Genomic DNA, 17499 nt, shown 5'->3' with positions numbered 1-17499 from the left:
CTTCTTCAATGAATACTTCCCTTACTTTTTCACACTATCGCGAATAATAAGTTTGGTCGAAACAAGTATTTTCTTCGCTATTTTTCTGCCTTCTAGTCGTTCTAATAATGTATCTACAGCTGTTTCACCCATAACTTCCGTATATACTCTAATCGTACTTAATGATGGATACATATATTTCGAAACTGTCATGTCATTTATCCCAATAATACTGACCCGGTCTGGGATTGTTATATTAGCCTCATGAAGTGCTCTTAAACTACCAATGGCCATAACATCACTACTCATAAAAAAGGCAGTCGGTAAGTCTTCGCCTAAGTCTTCTATAGCTTGTTTCATTAAGTTGTAGCCATCTTCAACTGAAAATGAGCCCACATAGACAAATCGTTCATCAAACAGTCCATTTTCCCACATATAGGATTTATACGTCTTTTCCCTTAAATCTTCTATAGGTTCGGTCTGGCCTTTCAGTAATTCTCTCCCGCCAATAAATCCTATTTTACGATGATCAGTGGAAAGGAAAAAATCGATTATTTTCTTTGTAGCTTTTTCAAAATCAATGACAATTGAATCATATTTATCTTCATTAGGACTGTAATCGACAAAGACAACCATTGGATTAATAGTTGTTAATTCCTTAACTTGTTGTTCGCTAAATTTACCAACAGCAATAATACCCTCTATTTCAGCAGCCTTTATATCTTTAATATTATTGAAAAAATATACTTCTGGCTTCATACCAATTTCTTTACATCGTTTTTCGATTCCAAGCCTTATTGATAAATAATAAAGGTCATTTAATTCTTCTTTTTCCGTATACCAATGCACAACAGCGACCTTTTGATCGACATACCTCTTTGACGAAGTTTTTCGGTATGATAATTCTTCTGCTACTTCAAATATCTTCTTCTTCGTTTCATCTGCTACCGATAAGCTTGCATCATAATTAAGCACCCGAGAAACTGTTGCAGAAGAGACACCCGCTTTTTCTGCTATATCTTTAATCGTTGCCACTCTCAATCACCTTTTCCATTTCTATAATTACCGTATTTAGTAGATTACCTACAATATATACATCATACAGTATTTATAGTCATAGAACAGATTAGCAACTGTCCTATGATTTAGCCTAGTTTATGTGTGTCTATTAGCGAGACTTTAGGAGCCGCTGTTCCATGTAATTCAAAAATAATAATTTCATTTTCACCTTTTCTTACTAACGGACCTGGCAAGTATAATGTTTCTTGCGGCCCAACTTCCCAGTACCTGCCCAGATTAAATCCATTAACAACGACAAATCCTTTTGTCCACCCAGGTAATTCCACAAAAGTATCGCCAATCTCTTCTACATTAAATGTTCCTTTGTAAAATGCAGGCCCAGTAGTCTTTTCATTGTTTTCCTTAAACGACAGTAATTGAAGATTGTCCATTGGTAAAGGATACATCGTCCAGTCAAATAAGAATTGTCGTTCAAACCGAACACCTTCTGTAATTCCTTTTGGATCATTCATCAAAGGGCCATAATTAATACGCCCCATATTTTCAACTAGTAAATCGATTTGTACACCTTCTTTAGGTACTGCAAATGAAATGGTGTTATTTTTCCACCGATCAATGACTCCCTTATACTCATTATCAACAAATACCAGCGCACGATCACGGACTTCTTGGATTGTTAATGCCGCTTCTTCTTTTGGGCCTTCTAAAAACGTACGATAAAGTGTAAATCCATAATCTTGGCCCAACTTCTCCATTGTTTCCGGGTTTGCCTTTTGGATTGGCTTACTAATCATTTCTAGTGCATCAAATAACTGAACTGACTCCGTCATTGTAACAGGTCCATAATTCATTTTAGGGATTGGTTCAGGTAATATTAATTCGCCAATGTCTTTATGCTTGGCAATTTCCTTACGTACTGCATGGAATTTAGGTGTGATATCACCTGCCTCACTTACTGGACAATCATAGTCGTAACTCGTAACCGTCGGCTGATATTCATCACCGTAGTTGGCACCATTGTAAAAACCGAAATTTGTGCCTCCGTGGAACATATAGAAATTAACCGAATCCCCACGTTCAAGCATCTCCGAAAAAGTTGCGGCGGTTTCAGCTGGGTCCCGCTGATGATGCTCTTCGCCCCAGTGATCAAACCACCCATTCCAGTACTCCATGACGATATTAGGTGTATTCGGGAAATACTCTTGCAACTTGTTAAACGCTTCTGTTGGTCTAGATCCAAAATTAACTGTCGCAAGAACGTTCTCAACCGAACCACCTTGGAGCATCGAATCTGTTGGCCCATCAGACGTAAATAATAATACATCTATATCTCTTATAAGCATCGCATCTTTTATATGCGTAAGATACTTTTTATCATTTCCATAACTCCCATATTCATTCTCAATCTGCATCGCAATAATGGGACCGCCATTTGTTGTTAAATATGGGACTAGTTTTTTTAATAAAACGTCATAATACTTATCAACTTTTTCTAAATACGGTTCATGATATGACCTAAATCTCATATTACTATCCGCTAATAACCAAGCAGGCAAACCACCAAACTCCCACTCTGCACATATGTATGGACTAGGGCGAACAACGACATGCAATCCTACACGATCTGCTATCCGAATGAATTCCTCTATATTAGCAATTCCTTCAAAGTTAAATTCACCTTCTTTTGGCTCATGTAAATTCCATGGTACATATGTTTCGACACAGTTAAAACCACATGCTTTTAACTTCAATAAACGGTCTTCCCAGTATTCCGGTACAATTCTAAAATAATGGATTGCACCAGAGATAAGTTGTATGGGCTCGTTGTTTATGTATAGACTTTTTCCTTGTACTATTAAATTCGACACAATAAGCAACCCCTTTATTTTTTAGTTAGAGAGCTTCGTTAGCAAAATTAGCAATATGAATGACTTTACCATTTTGTCGCCTTGAAGCTTCGGCCCCAAATGCTAATAAATGACTTTCAAGTGATACAGCAGCGGATGATTTGCTTTCATTTCCATCGTAGTTTCTTGCTTCTTGTAAAAAGTCTCTAACAATGGCTTCATCGCCACCACCATGGCCACTACTTGGTTCATTCAATTTCGTAATTGTTTCATTTTTTGTTAGGAAATCAAATACAGATATCAAGTTTTCATCCATTTTCCCTCTAATTTCACCTTTTGTGCCCATGATTTGTACAATCCTCGTTTGCTCTCTTGTGAATCCACACATACTAAAAGTAGCTGTAGCCCCATTTTCAAATTCCAGATTGACTACTTGATGATCGACAACATTATTATCCGATCGATAGACACATTTTCCATATGACGTTGTATTTAACGCATGAATAATACCTTCTCGCGAATGATCTGTTGTAAACTTTTTCGCCCAACCTTTACCTTCACCTAAATAATATTTCCCAGCATGAAATGCGCAGTCGTTTTCGATAGGACATCCATCCAAACAACGTAAAGGGCCGTCTTTAGGCGCATTTGATTCCTTAAAATGCATCAACGATCCGAAGGAACTGACATGCTTACATTTCTGATCCATCAAATACATTAAGATGTCCATATCATGACATGACTTTTGTAAAATCATTGGACTAGATATATCACTATTATTCCAGTTTCCCCGTACAAAACTGTGTGACATATGCATAACTTCGACATTTTCATTCAATTGAATCGAAACAATGTCCCCTATCTTCCCTTCATCGATGATACTTTTGATTTTTTGCCAAAATGGTGTATACCTAAGAACATGGCAAATCGTTAGCAGTTTATCATGTTTCTTTGCAATCTCCACCATGGAAATACACTCTTTAGGATCAGGTGACATAGGTTTTTCTAGTAAAACATGGTATCCTTTTTCGATTGCTCTTACTGTAGGTTCATAATGTTCCCTATCCAATGTACAGATGAAAGCTATATCTGCATCGATGTCAGCTTCTAGCATCTCTTCCCACGTGGCATAACATTGGTTTTCTAAAAGTGAGTACTGTTGTGCGAACGCCTTTCTTCTCTCAGGATTTAGCTCAGCAACAGCTACAAATTCTAATTCGTGTGGATAATCGTTGGCATAAGGAGCGTACGCTTTAGCTCCCCTGTCACCGGCACCAATTAATACAGCTTTTGTCTTTTTCAAAGTCTACTCATCCTTCTTTTTTTAATCTTTAACTGCTCCTGCTGCAATATCCGAAATAAATTGTCTACTTACAATTAAGAATAATATAATCAGCGGTAATGTCCCTAGTAATGTTCCAGTCATAACAGCTGCAACATCTGTTTGATGTAATCCTTTTAAATTTGCTAAAGCGACCATTAATGTGTATTTAGAGGGGTCATTCAATACAATTAGCGGCCATAGGTAGTCGTTCCATACACCCATAAAAGTAAATATCCCTAAAAAGGCTAATGCTGGCCTTAGAACTGGCAATGCAATACTCCAGTACATCCTGAAAATACCACAACCATCGATTCTCGCTGCATTCAATAGATCGTCATGAATTGCTCCCTCAGCATACTGCTTGACCCAAAATATCCCAAACGCACTAACAAGTCCCGGAATTATTAAAGCTTTATAACTATCAATCCAACCAAATTGTTGCATCATAATAAACATTGGAATTAGAGATAGTTGAGCCGGAATCATCATCGTAGCAAGCGTAAATACAAATAGTTTGTTCTTACCAGGAAAATCAAATTTAGCGAAAACAAATCCTGCTAATGAACTAAAGAACAAAACTAATACTGTTGATATCGTTGAAACAAGAATTGTATTAGCAATTGATTTTAAAAAGTCAACTTCTGCAAACACCTTTTGGATATTTACAAAGAGTTGATCTCCAAATGTCCAAACAGGTGGAAATTTAAAACTTGCACTTGAATCATTCGTTGCCATAACTATTAACCAATAGAATGGAAATATTGATATAATAACTCCTAAGGTTAAACTTGCATGTAATACTATTTTCTTCATTTTAGTCAAATTATTTCACCTCTTTTATCTTTATCAACTTTTTCGTTGTATAACCTTCCAGTTAATCAATGAAAATAGCATTATTATTACAAATAACCCGATTGCGATTGCTGAACCATAACCATAAAGGTTTTTCACAAACGCTTGTTGATAAAGGTATAAAACGATTGTTAACCCTTCTCCCCCAGCTCCTCCAGAATTACCTACGAGTAGTTGTGGCTCTACAAAGGTCTGCATTCCACCAATAGTAGAAGTAATTACAACGAATAATAGAACTGGTTTTAATAATGGTATTGTTATCTTAGTAAAAATTTCAAATGAATTTGCCCCATCAATTCTAGCAGCTTCATATAAATCACCGGATATCTTTTGTAAACCAGCAAGAAAAATAATCGCATTATATCCTGTCCATCTCCAAATAATCATAGCGGAAATAGCTAGTTTCACCCCAGCCGAATTATTATGCCAATCAATGGCTTCAAATCCAAGTAAGGTAACAAAATAGTTTATTAACCCATAACTTGGTGCGAATATTACACTGAAAACGATTGCAACAGCTACAATTGCTGTTACGTTTGGTAGGAAATACAAAGTCTTATAGAATCCACTAAACTTAACAAACGCTGAATTTAACAAAAATGCAATAACTAGAGCTAAAATTATCATAGGTAGTGTTGATAAAAACCAAATGATAAGTGTATTTGCAATCGACTTCCAAAATAGGGAGTCCTTAACTAGAAATTCGAAGTTTCGTAACCCTACAAATTCCATCGTTCCTATTCCGTCCCAACTAGACAGTGCAAGGTAAATAGAGAATAAAAGTGGGAATACACCAAATACTAAAAAAATCAAGAAAAATGGTGATATTAGTAAATAGGCTCCTTTATTCTTCTTTATTTCTTTCCATGTATCTTTTTTAATTACTTGACTATTGTTAATCCCGATTTTAACTCACCACCTGAATTTATATTTTAATAGGAGGAATGGCTATTCCCCCTATTAAATATTACAGACCGAGGTCCCGTTCTATTTTAGCGAGAGCATCTTTCCACGCTTTTTCAGGATCTTTATTTTTTATTTTAACTAAATCTAATTCGTCCCTAAACGCTGTAAACACAATAGATTCTTTAGGTCCTCTATATGCTTCTTTTACATTTTTAGCAGATTCAGCAAATATTTCCGTTGTGTTTTGACCGCCAAAGAACTCTTCGTCATGATTAATCTCATCACTCTCTAATGCTTTTATTTCTGCTGGAAATAAACTCAAATTTTTATATGAAGTAACTTGATTATCAGTCGAATTAATAAATTTAGCGATTTCTGCACTTACTTTAGGATTTTTCGATGAATTTAATACTGCTAGGAATGACCCACCATCATTTCCATCACTAACTGGTGATCTGGAAACCTTCCACTTACCTGCAGTATCCGGCGTTGCATCAATTAGTATGTCCTTTGCCCAAACTGGTCCATCATAACCAACAAGTTCATCATTATTAATTGCCGCATTCCACTCTTGTGACTGTTCTTCGATATTACCAAAAACAAGTCCTTTTTCATTTAATTCAATTACTTTATCCCAAATTTCTTTAATATGTTTTTGGTCACCAATAAAGTTGTCCTCTTCATCAAAGACGCGCTGATCTAGTTTATTAACTTGACCAGAAAAAGCGTCTTTAATTGAAGAAACAGCATATCCGTCTGTTTTATCTTTAAGTGCTGTTAACACATCCACATAGCCATCCCATGTACTCATTTTCTTTGATAATTCTTCTGGTGAATTAGCTATTCCTGCTTGTGAGAAAACATCTTCTCTATAGAAGAAACCTGTTGGAGATGTATCAACTGGGACCGCTATCATAGTCTTTCCATCACCAGTGATAGCTTGACTTGTTTTCCATTTAGGATATATTTCTTCAATTTCTTCCCCACCATAATCATATAAATTTACAAATCGATCAGCATGGGGTAAAAACTCCGAAACCCAGATGTTCATTAAAACCATATCAGGCGCATCATCACTATTTTTAGATGCTAATAAAGAACTCAATTTCGTTTTATAATCACCGCCTGGTGGTAACTTCTGAGCTTTAAACTCAACTTCCGGGAACTCTTCTTTCACTTTCTCCAAAACACTTTCATCAAGTCCTCTGTTCCAATACCACAAAGTTATTTCATTATCAGCTTTAGCATCTTCGCTATTACTTCCACAAGCTCCAAGAATAACGAGTAAAAATAGACCAAAAAGTAATCCTACAATTTTCCTCATTTTTAAAAACCCCTTTTCCCCATATTTCATTCCCTTTTCGACTTAAACATTACTAAATCCGCTAAAATATACTTCCCAATACTTTATCGCTCCCCTTTCTATAGTTGCTAATTAACTACTCAATCCCTTTTAAACCTGCACCAACAATCCCTGAATCTCCTTTTAATTTACTTATAAATAAGCGTTCTAGGATATGTTGTTGTTCAGGGATTAAATATTGTTTCAATGACTCTTTTATTAAATTTAATAAAAGAGTATTGTTATTAATAACTCCACCACCAAGTACAATCCTGTGTGGATCTAACAAACATATAATTGAATAAATACCATGTGCTAAAGATCCGACGACTTCATTCATTAATACTATTGCATCTTCATCATTCTCTTCATATTTCGAGAAAAATTCGCCTGTTGTTAGATTTGGATTATTAAATCGCTTTCCCGCAATTTTTTTTATAGCAGGGCCAGATGCTGACTTTTCCAAGTTTTCGATTCCATTTAATGATGCCCCTGCCAAAACTGGAAACAAACCAAGTTCACCCGCAAAACCATTCCCGCGCATAAACGAGCCTTGATGAATAATAGCGCAGGAAATTCCTGTACTAATTGTTAAATATACAAATGTATCCTGTTTATTTGTATCTGATACTTTCCATTCTGCAAATGTAGCCATATATACATCATTATCGATTACAATGTTTTGAAAAGAAAAGTAATCTTGCAACCGACTTACAATTGGAAAGTCCCTCCAAGGTAAATTGTTTTGAAAAACCGCAATCCCATTCTCACGATCTATTTTTCCTGGTACACCAACCCCCATACCTTTGATGTCTTTAAGATGTATTTTTGAACCTTCTAACACCATTTCAATACTTTTAATGACCTGCTCAAACATCTTTTCTTTATCTGATGGATCACTTGCAACTTCTGAACGTTTATATATTTCTCCATATTGATCAATTATCACGGTCGCAATTTTTGTACCACCAATATCAACACCCAATGCATATGCCACATAATTCACCACACAATCTCTTCATCTACTTTTCTATCTGACTTTGAAACCAAGTAAAATTACAAGTAAAACTATTACTAATGTTTTTCATACTAACAGACACTCATTATTCTGTCTATATAGAGTGTTAGTATTAAATAATCCCCTCCACAAAAACTACACTACAACTGTTGCCAAAAACTAAGACGCTCCTCAAGTTACTATTACAAGGAAATGAGTAAAAGAATTATTTTACGCTCCTTACTTCCCGGCCGCTTCGATATACATCCACTTATAACTGAAATCGCTTCCGAAGGGATTGATAGCAATCCCTTTTACAGCTGGATTCCTAAGAAACATTCCTCCGCGTTGATACGTCGGCGCAATTGCTGCATCATCTTCAAGTAGAATTTTTTCAGCTTCCGCAAATACTTCAAAACGTTTGATTGGATCATTAGCATAAGTTGTTTTTGTAGATTCAATTAGTGCGTCATATGCTGGGTTTGTGTAACCCATTTTATTCTGCGGGCTTCCCGTTACAAACAATTCCATAAATGAAATTGGATCCTGGAAGTCAGGGCCCCACCCTGTTGCTTGGATATCATAATCACTAGTATCATCAAGTTCCAGACGCACTGCCGAAGGAACTTCTTTTAGTTTGATTGTTAAACCTGGTAGATTTCTTTCAAGTTCCGACTTGAACCACTCTTGTTGTTTCTTAGAGCTTTCAGCGTCTCCACCAAGAAGCTCGATTGTTACGTTATCTGTCCCGAGTGCTTTTAGTCCTTTTTCCCAAAAAGCTTGAGCTTCTTTAACATCGTAAACAGTGAAATCCTTACTGTAATCACGGAAGTCTTTACCGTTTTCATCGAGCACGAAGTCATTTGCTACGAGGAAGTTAGCAGCTTCAGCACCATTCGCTAAGACCACTTCTGCAAGTTCTTCTTTATTGAATGCTCTTGCAATCGCTTTACGAATGTCAGCGTTGGCAAGCAGCGTTGGTTTACCATCACGCATTTGGTTCATTTTGAAATAGAATACAGCCGTTTCAACCTCATTGATAATGTTTGGATCATCGGCATATTGCATTGCATACTCAGCAGTCAGTACTACACGATCTTTCTTACCTTGTTCATATAATTTTACTGCCGTAGCTGTTTCTTTAATAATATCAACAATGATTTCATCGAGTTTTACAGTAGCAGCATCCCAATACGTGTTATTTTTAACGTATTTCCAGCTACCTGTACCGTCCCAATCTCCCAATGAGAATGGACCATTATAAATCATTGCATCAGAGCTAGCAGCATATTTGTCACCTTGGGCAGTTACGAATTCTTCGTTAAGTGGTAAAAATGTCGCAAAAGCAGTAAGAGATAGGAAGTAAGCAACTGGGCGTTCCAGTTGAACAACAAGCGTTTTATCGTCTTCTGCCTTAATACCAAGGTCTGCTACTTCCATCTCACCTTCTCCGATTTCAGTCGCATTTTCAATCATGCCCGCCATCAAATACGGTCCGTAAGGTGAAGCCATGTCAGGATCGATAGCACGTTGCCACGCATATACGAAGTCATGCGCAGTTACAGGTGTTCCATTGGACCATTGTGCGTCACGAATTTTGAACGTATACGTCATTCCATCTGCACTGATTTCAGGCTCCGCTTCAGCCATAGCTGGCGTTAGTAATCCTTCCTGATTCACACGGTATAGTCCTTCCATTACGTTATTGAGTACCTTAGTGCTTATTGCGTCTTCAGCAATTGCTGAGTCAGCAGATGCAATTTCCGCTACTTCAATCAAGTTCAGAACTTGTGATACATCTTTTAATGATTCTTCTGCCGCCTCTTTTTCTACTCCATCAACAATGTCAGCGCTTTCTTTTACGTCACCACACGCTGCTAATAACACACTAAGTACGAGAATCATACTAATAATCCAAACAGTTTTATAATTCTTCAAATCGATTACCTCCTCTACATATCTCTCAAACTGGTATATTATTTTTTAAATAACTCAAACAAGTAAACATGCCTTTTTGGCACTTCGCAATGCACAAGAACAGAGTACTTTAGAGAAACCAATTATAAATCTGTACAATACGTTTCATTACTCGTTCTCATATTTTTCCATACCTACAAAATCACTTGCCGCCGAATTTCTGTATTTTTATAGCGTTCAATTCGCATGAGTGTGACCATCTGCAACCAAAATATATTTCACCACACATTCTTTTTAGCTGCTCAATAAATAATCTTCCGCATTTAAGTAAACCTTTAGTAAATATAGTAAGTAAAATATTTACTTAACGTTTTTCCAATAATAACATACATGTATTATTCCGTCTATACAGAATACAAAAAATATTTGCATGTAAATGCTCTCATGAAAAAATCCCTTATGTCGCTAAGGACATAAGAGATTAGCATACTTCTTCAATAACTATTAAATGAGTACCAGATACTTATCTAGCTCAAATTTACTTTAACGGCTTAACAACGTAGTAATTTGAGTGTTTTCTTGCACTTCTTTCATTTAAATTTACTAGCTAAGCTAACCGCTATACGTTATATTCTAGTTAAATTGTATATTCAATTTGGGTCAAATACGTCAACTAAAAGTAAAGACACAGCACCTATAAGTGTTGCATCATCCCCCAGTTTAGTTATGGTTACTTCAGTCTGCTTTGCCCGTGGTGTCAATGCACATTCTTCAATCGTTTTTAGTATGACTGGTAAAATAAATTCTTTTGCTTTTGTTACCCCACCACCAAGTACAATTTTTTGCGGATTAATGATATGTATTAAATTTGTTAAACCTATCCCAATAACTCTTCCAGTTTCTTTTAATAACGTCACAAACTCTTCATTACCCCTAATAGCTAATTCATAGACTTCCTCTGCAGTGATAAGTTCTTGGGATATGCTCTTCATTGCTCGCCTAGCAATCGCGGGACCCGTTGTGAACGTTTGCAAACAACCCCGATTACCACATTCACAAATTTCTCCGTTCAAATCGATAGTCATATGTCCCACTTCACCTGCAATATCTTGTGCCCCGTGGTATAAATTCCCATCAATGATCAGGCCCGCGCCGACACCCCGTCCAATATTCACAACTAACATACTCGTTAATTCACCGTGATCTCCAAACCAAGATTCGCCTAACGCCATTGCGCGTGCATCATTTTCTACTTTAACTTCTAGTTCAAATTCTTTTTCCAATTCTTCTTTAATCGGAACATTTGTCAGACTTAAAATAGGAGCAAACAATGATGTACCAGTTTCCACGTCCACAACTCCATGCATAGCTATACCTATACCAATAATTTTTTTACTAGTTGAGGGTATGTCTTTTATACAATTGTGAATACAGTCTTTTAAAATAATGAGAAATTGGTTGTTTGTTAGTGGTGTAGTCAACTTACTTAAAGTCCGATTCAAAATTTTTCCCGACAAATCGGTGAGGATACACTCTATCATTTCCGGTCCCGCGTCTACTCCTACTACATAAAATTCTTGGTTATTGATTAAGAGCATCGTTGGCTTACGGCCACCTTGAGACTCACCAAGCTTACTTTCTTTTACAAGCCCTTGCTCAATCAACTCTTTCACATTACTACTAACCGTAGGCGGCGTTAATTTAGTCTCTTTAGCAATTTGCGCTCTAGAGATGGGTGCGTCCGTCCTTATTTTATTTAATATAATGGACTTGTTTACTGATTTCATCCACTGGAATGTGCCTTGCCGCATATTAAAGCCTCCTATTATTATAGATTTATAGATAAATAACATCCCTATTTTACTTCTAACACATTAATCTATAATACCAATCAAATCGTTTTTTCATGACAGGAAACCGCTTTAACTAGTTGATATTTAATAGCTTCTCAATTTATGCTCGAAAGGCTAACCATTATTATCATTACACGAATCGCTCATTAGCATTAATACTATCACTTATCTCTTTAGTAGAATAGACAGACAGTATTGTTTGAGTGTGAAAAGTTCAATTTTTCTTCGAGGTTTTTCCAATTGCCTTTGGCCGCATGAATTCGAGCTAAACCGCCCTACTTTTCGCCCAAATACTGAGCAATGTAATCTCTTTTCTATAAATCAAATATAGAACTAGTGTCTGCTGGCATTAGACAAATTCCATATCGATTGACGAGCTTCCCCAGTGATTCTTTGCACAATTTCCATTTTCCTACAGACGAACATAGTTTGCAAAAAATTCATAAATGGTTATCTCAAAATCACCCGTTAAGTTGGCTTATTTAGATTCACTATAGATTCCATACTAATTCATGAATTCATTGTCGGGCATTTTCAATCATTCCATTGGAAGCTTCTTAATTTTGATAATAATTATTTCGCTAGGACAAGAAAAACTCTGTCGAACAGGCAAGTTGATATTTATCGCATTCATTGGTATTATCAGTCTCTATGTATAAGAAAGGGGACAATTATGATACACCTAATTGCAATTGATATGGATGGAACAATATTAAGCCCTGACCACAGCATCAGTACTAGAAACAAACAAGCAATTTTAGCTGCGCAGTCAAATGGAATTGAGGTTGTAATCGCTACTGGAAGAGGTTTCTCAGAAGCCTATGGTCCTGTTAGGGATAGTGGATTGAATCTTTCATACATTTGTCTTAATGGCGCAGAAATTAGAGATGCGTTTGGGGAATTGGTTTCCGCAACCCATATAGTCGAAAATGACATCACAAAAATCACATCTATTTTGGATACTCACACAATCGATTATCAATTATATATTGATACGCTCATTTATATTAATAGTATTGAAGATCAAATCGATACTTTCATTCAACTTGCTGAGGCAGCTAACCAGATCCCCGTCGTAGATAAAATTCGACAAGAAGTAATGGATAGAGTAGAACAAGGTTATATCCGCCAAGTTGATTCTTACAAAGAGCTGATAAACCAACGTGGAAGTGAAATATATAAAGTATTTGGAACGTCCTTTAATAGACTGAATTTGGATAAAGCTAGAGAAGCACTTCAGTTGTTGCCTGGACTTGCTATCAGTTCATCTGGAGCGGGAAACCTCGAGATTACAAATATCAATGCACAAAAAGGAATAGCAGTTGAAAAATACGCCAAGAGTAAAGGGATTTCAATGGAAAATGTTATGGTAATCGGTGATAGCTATAATGATTTATCAATGATGGTACGTGCAGGACGCGCTGTTGCTATGGGTAATGCTCCAGCAGCAATTAAAGCTGCTTGCACTGAAATCACAACAACAAATGAACATGATGGTGTTGGATTAGCAATTGAAGCTATTCTGCAACGTCAACTTTAAATTAAGTAAGTCGTAAGGCACCGTTATATTTGAACGTAGCCTTAGTTCACGACATCCTTTCGCAATAAGGAGGGATGCCGTTCAATCGCTCCTTATTGCGAAAGCGCTGGAGGAATTGATGGAAAGGGCAATCTTGTCCATTGCCATCAATTCTTAGGCAACTCGAAGAAGCCGACAGATGGACATAGACACTGTTCCATATCGAAAAACTTATAGTTCCTTTATCTATCAAAATCCCCCTCTTCGATTGTCTATCTAATTATAGAGGAGTTTCTTTGTTGTTTTTTATCGATACATAGCAATCATCTATTTTTTAACTCAAAATGCATTGCTCAATTTCACAGGTGATCCTTTTATTGCCGATTCTAACGCAGCCGTGGTTACTTTATGCGTCTTATAAGCATCTCCGTAGTCTGACAAAATTCTAGATGGGTCACCTGTGCGTACTGCATTGATAAATACTTCATTTTCTGTTTGATAAGGATTAACCGTGTCGATATAGTCTGCTGTAGACCCTTTCATCTTAATCTCTAAACGTTTGGGTGACCAATCTACCATTCCTTGATTTGTAAATAAGGTGATTCCCGATTTCCCAACGCTTTCTGGGAGTATACAAGTATTCGATATATTAGCTACAATCCCATTACGTAGTTTCATGGTTACCGTTCCTACATCCGCAACTGTGACAGATTCGTCTTGCGTAGAAAGAATCTGGCTACCAAATACCGCATAAACTTCTTCGACTTCCCCACAAATATAGCGAAGTAAATCGACAATATGCGTTGTCTGTTCGATAAATTGTCCCCCGGAACTAGCTTGATTTCGCCACCACGGCACTTTTGGCATACTCCCCATATACTGCCCAAGGACAATACCGATATTCTGGTCATTTAGTATACTTTTTAAATGCGAAATCGAATCACTATAGCGATAATGATAGCCTACTGATGTAAGCAAAGACTTTTGTTTGATCTCCGTAAATATAGTTAAAGGTGTTTCATTGTCTTGACTCAATGGTTTCTCCACAAAAAACGGAATTCCTCGCTTAATTAATTCCAGTTCTATCTCTCCATGTGCCATTGGCGGGACACAAATATAGACAGCATCCAAGTGAATGGCGTCCAGCATACCTTCCAAATTGTTATACCCTCTCGCATGCGTAAACTTTGATGCCATTGACTCCGCTTTTTCTATACTTGTCCCATATATAGCTGTTATTTTGACACCTGCTAAACCCGATAAAATCTTTGCATGGAATATGCTGAAGTAACCTGTTCCAATAATCCCTACATTTATAGTCAATATAACTCCCCCATTAACTTGATTTTATTCCTTCTATAGTAATCACTGGTTTAGCGGAAATCGAATTAGGGATTTTCTGCGTTATGGCAAGTTTGAATTGATTGAACTGTGGCGCCACTGGCTGGCTTGTTAAATGGCCTTTTTCTCGTATGGCGCTGCTTCTAGCAATTCAATTATTTCCACTCTAACAACCAGCATTTCTAACCTTGTTTCATTTAAATGAGCAGAAGCTTTATGAATAGGTAGATCAAAAATTTCCTTATCTGCTGACACATCTGCCAATGAGCTTAAACAATTTGTTTTATTTTTGATACACCTCAAAATTCACTCTCTTCTATTACTTTAACAAACTAAGTTATTTCAATAGAATGTCATTCGGTGAAGTTTTACGACTCACAATCCCTTCTTGCATTGACTAATTACAGGAGCAGTACCTACAATACTTTTCTTAACATTTCCAACTGAACTCTCAATGATCTTCTATTGCTTTATCCACTGTTCTATTCAAGCTTCGTCCCATAAACGACGTACATTATCCATACCCATTTTCGAAGCTTGTTTACACTCTTCTATTCCTTCAAATTCAACTGATATATAGCCGTTAAAACCTGACTCTTTAATAACTTTGATAACTTCTCTCATATTAATATCCCCATGACCCACAATTGAACCTCTTAAATAATTACCTGATGTTGTTTGCATCCAGCCTTCTCCAGGATAAAGATGTGCTTGTCTCAGATAAAAGTCCTTGATATGTACTACAGATGCATATGAGATGTTTTTCTTAACAGCAGATACTGGATCTTCATCTACACACATAAAGTTCCCAACATCTAATGTTGTTTTAAAGTTAGAACGATTTACATGATTTATTAACGACTGTACTCGATCACTTGCTTGAATAAAAAAGCCATGATTTTCTACACTAGTTGTAATTCCATATTTCCCAGCATAATCTGCAACTATTTGACAAGCTTTTGTTAGCTTAGGTAAGTCAGATTCGAATTGTTTGATTGTTGAGTCGGAAATAGGTAGTGACGCTACATCATGGCGCATGAATTTTACCCCAAGACGATTAGCAATATCTACTTCTTTTTTAACTCGCTCAATTTCTGTTTGAAAAGCTTCTTCACCTTCTGTGATAAAATTAGCTCCAATCGCATAATTAGAAATATCAATCCCAACAACACTAGCTTTCTCTCGAATAGCATCAACTAATGCTGGATTATCTTCAAGTTTAAAACCAAGATTCGGGACAATTTCAATATGCTCTCCCCCCTGATCAGCTACCCATTGGATCGCCTCAATAATTGACATTTCCTTACTTTTCAATATTCCATATAGACTGTAAGAACTTAAACCAACTTTCATAATAAGCATCTCCTTCTATAGTAGTATAGCGGGGCTAGTCTAGAAATTTTGGTATATGTTAGTTAAATCTTTAGTCAAAAATAATGCTTGCGATATAATATTCTATGCCCACCACATATCAGTAGGTTGCTCTTCAATTAAGACTGACTTCAAATTCTTTACTGCGCGCGAAAATCCTTCTTCAATCGACATCAATGGATCCTCATGTTCAATGCTCACAACATAATCATACCCATATGTTCGCAGAGCACTCATCATATCTGACCACTCTTGAATACTATGTCCACATCCAACAGACCTGAATGTCCATGCTCGACTTTGTACCTCTCCATAAGACTGCATATCAGTTAATCCGTGCATGTTTACATTTTCCTGGTCAATAAAGGTATCTTTTGCATGGAAATGATGAATTGCATTTTCTTTACCCAAAATCTTAATCGCTGCTACTGGATCAATACCCTGCCACCAGAGATGACTCGGATCCAAGTTAGCACCGATAGAATTGTTTGTAGCATCTCTCAATTTCAGCATCGTGTATGGTGTATGAACTGAAAACCCACCATGTAACTCTAAGCCAATCTTTACACCATGATCTTCGGCAAATTTACCCTGTTCTTTCCAATAAGGAATCAACTTTTCTTCCCATTGCCATTTATAAATATCGGAATATTCCGATGGCCATGGAGATATTGGCCAATTTGAATATTTCGAATCTGGATGAGACCCGGGTGTCCCAGAAAAGGTATTAACAACAGGCACATCTAATAATTTTGCCAATCTTACCGTTTTGGTAAATGTCTCATGTGCATTTCGGGCAATTTCTTTATTGGGCGAAACAGGATTATCATGACAACTAAACGCACTAATGGTTAAACCACGTGAATGCACGTGATCAATATATTCTTTTCTTTTATCTTCACTCCCAAGTAATTCATCTAAATTACAATGGGCATTACCTGGATATCCACCTGTACCAATCTCTACCCCGTGCAATCCAGCTATTTGCACATAATCTAGCATTTCTTCAAATGTTTTCCCCGCAAATAGTACTGCAAAGACTCCTAATTTCATAATTATTTTCCCTCCCAATTTTAGTCGCATAGGTAGATAACTTTTGTGCTGAAATAACTGTAAACTAATACATTTATTTTAGAAGTATAGACTGCTTATATCCTGTTACTGTTAGGAAAAAGGCAGTCTATATTTCTCTTAAGTTCTTTAATTCGTCTAAATAGTGGCCTTATAACGG

At 36.6% G+C, this 17499-nt stretch carries 14 protein-coding genes; 1 reads left to right on the top strand and 13 read right to left on the bottom strand.

What is annotated here, in order from left to right; genetic code table 11:
- Positions 1 to 21 precede the first annotated feature (21 nt).
- The 9 genes from MKY15_RS17520 to MKY15_RS17480 form a co-directional block, all read right to left on the bottom strand.
- The gene (locus MKY15_RS17520; RefSeq protein WP_187047613.1) at positions 22 to 1014 is read right to left on the bottom strand and encodes a LacI family DNA-binding transcriptional regulator; all 993 of its coding nucleotides are present in this window, start codon (positions 1012 to 1014) and stop codon (positions 22 to 24) included.
- Positions 1015 to 1124: 110 nt separating this feature from the next.
- Entirely contained in the window at positions 1125 to 2867 is a 1743-nt protein-coding gene (locus MKY15_RS17515) for a beta-galactosidase family protein (RefSeq protein ID WP_342538112.1), read from the bottom strand.
- A 25-nt stretch (positions 2868 to 2892) separates the two neighbouring features.
- Positions 2893 to 4149, bottom strand: coding sequence for a Gfo/Idh/MocA family oxidoreductase (locus MKY15_RS17510; RefSeq protein ID WP_338652519.1), 1257 nt, complete (start codon positions 4147 to 4149; stop codon positions 2893 to 2895).
- A gap of 21 nt (positions 4150 to 4170) precedes the next feature.
- Positions 4171 to 4983: a carbohydrate ABC transporter permease gene (locus MKY15_RS17505; RefSeq protein ID WP_187047864.1), complete on the bottom strand. Its 813-nt coding sequence runs from the start codon at positions 4981 to 4983 to the stop codon at positions 4171 to 4173.
- A gap of 33 nt (positions 4984 to 5016) precedes the next feature.
- Positions 5017 to 5754: a sugar ABC transporter permease gene (locus MKY15_RS17500; RefSeq protein WP_255428655.1), complete on the bottom strand. Its 738-nt coding sequence runs from the start codon at positions 5752 to 5754 to the stop codon at positions 5017 to 5019.
- Positions 5755 to 5989: 235 nt separating this feature from the next.
- Complete coding sequence (locus tag MKY15_RS17495; protein WP_342538111.1) at positions 5990 to 7252, bottom strand: ABC transporter substrate-binding protein; 1263 nt, start codon at positions 7250 to 7252, stop codon at positions 5990 to 5992.
- Between the two features lie 115 nt (positions 7253 to 7367).
- Positions 7368 to 8267: an ROK family protein gene (locus MKY15_RS17490; RefSeq protein ID WP_342539780.1), complete on the bottom strand. Its 900-nt coding sequence runs from the start codon at positions 8265 to 8267 to the stop codon at positions 7368 to 7370.
- Positions 8268 to 8507: 240 nt separating this feature from the next.
- Entirely contained in the window at positions 8508 to 10205 is a 1698-nt protein-coding gene (locus MKY15_RS17485) for a peptide ABC transporter substrate-binding protein (RefSeq protein WP_342538110.1), read from the bottom strand.
- Positions 10206 to 10834: 629 nt separating this feature from the next.
- Complete coding sequence (locus MKY15_RS17480; protein WP_338652523.1) at positions 10835 to 11995, bottom strand: ROK family transcriptional regulator; 1161 nt, start codon at positions 11993 to 11995, stop codon at positions 10835 to 10837.
- 715 nt (positions 11996 to 12710) lie between these two features.
- Here MKY15_RS17480 and MKY15_RS17475 point away from each other — a divergent pair.
- Positions 12711 to 13577 carry a Cof-type HAD-IIB family hydrolase gene (locus MKY15_RS17475; protein WP_342538109.1) on the top strand — a complete coding sequence of 289 codons (867 nt, stop codon included), beginning with the start codon at positions 12711 to 12713 and terminating at the stop codon, positions 13575 to 13577.
- Between the two features lie 318 nt (positions 13578 to 13895).
- Here MKY15_RS17475 and MKY15_RS17470 read toward each other — a convergent pair whose 3' ends face one another.
- The 4 genes from MKY15_RS17470 to MKY15_RS17455 form a co-directional block, all read right to left on the bottom strand.
- The gene (locus MKY15_RS17470; protein ID WP_342538107.1) at positions 13896 to 14879 is read right to left on the bottom strand and encodes a Gfo/Idh/MocA family oxidoreductase; all 984 of its coding nucleotides are present in this window, start codon (positions 14877 to 14879) and stop codon (positions 13896 to 13898) included.
- 129 nt (positions 14880 to 15008) lie between these two features.
- Positions 15009 to 15200 (bottom strand): hypothetical protein, encoded by a 192-nt coding sequence (locus MKY15_RS17465; RefSeq protein WP_187047605.1) that lies wholly within the window; start codon positions 15198 to 15200, stop codon positions 15009 to 15011.
- A gap of 183 nt (positions 15201 to 15383) precedes the next feature.
- On the bottom strand, positions 15384 to 16250 hold the full coding sequence (locus MKY15_RS17460; RefSeq protein WP_338652525.1) for a sugar phosphate isomerase/epimerase family protein: 867 nt from the start codon (positions 16248 to 16250) through the stop codon (positions 15384 to 15386).
- 102 nt (positions 16251 to 16352) lie between these two features.
- Positions 16353 to 17321, bottom strand: coding sequence for a sugar phosphate isomerase/epimerase (locus tag MKY15_RS17455; RefSeq protein WP_338652526.1), 969 nt, complete (start codon positions 17319 to 17321; stop codon positions 16353 to 16355).
- Positions 17322 to 17499: the final 178 nt, after the last annotated feature.

Origin of the sequence: Sporosarcina sp. FSL K6-1540 (assembly GCF_038620285.1) — a bacterium.
GTDB classification, from domain to species: Bacteria; Bacillota; Bacilli; order Bacillales_A; family Planococcaceae; genus Sporosarcina; species Sporosarcina psychrophila.
This window is presented reverse-complemented; position numbering and strand designations above follow the sequence as displayed.

Excerpts from the sequence above, each read along its gene's own strand:
- MKY15_RS17495 (WP_342538111.1), bottom strand. The coding sequence starts at position 7,252 with ATGAGGAAAATTGTAGGATTACTTTTTGGTCTATTTTTACTCGTTATT.
- MKY15_RS17475 (WP_342538109.1), top strand. The coding sequence starts at position 12,711 with ATGATACACCTAATTGCAATTGATATGGATGGAACAATATTAAGCCCT.
- MKY15_RS17480 (WP_338652523.1), bottom strand. The coding sequence starts at position 11,995 with ATGCGGCAAGGCACATTCCAGTGGATGAAATCAGTAAACAAGTCCATT.
- MKY15_RS17505 (WP_187047864.1), bottom strand. The coding sequence starts at position 4,983 with ATGAAGAAAATAGTATTACATGCAAGTTTAACCTTAGGAGTTATTATA.
- MKY15_RS17460 (WP_338652525.1), bottom strand. The coding sequence starts at position 16,250 with ATGAAAGTTGGTTTAAGTTCTTACAGTCTATATGGAATATTGAAAAGT.
- MKY15_RS17500 (WP_255428655.1), bottom strand. The coding sequence starts at position 5,754 with ATGGAATTTGTAGGGTTACGAAACTTCGAATTTCTAGTTAAGGACTCC.
- MKY15_RS17455 (WP_338652526.1), bottom strand. The coding sequence starts at position 17,321 with ATGAAATTAGGAGTCTTTGCAGTACTATTTGCGGGGAAAACATTTGAA.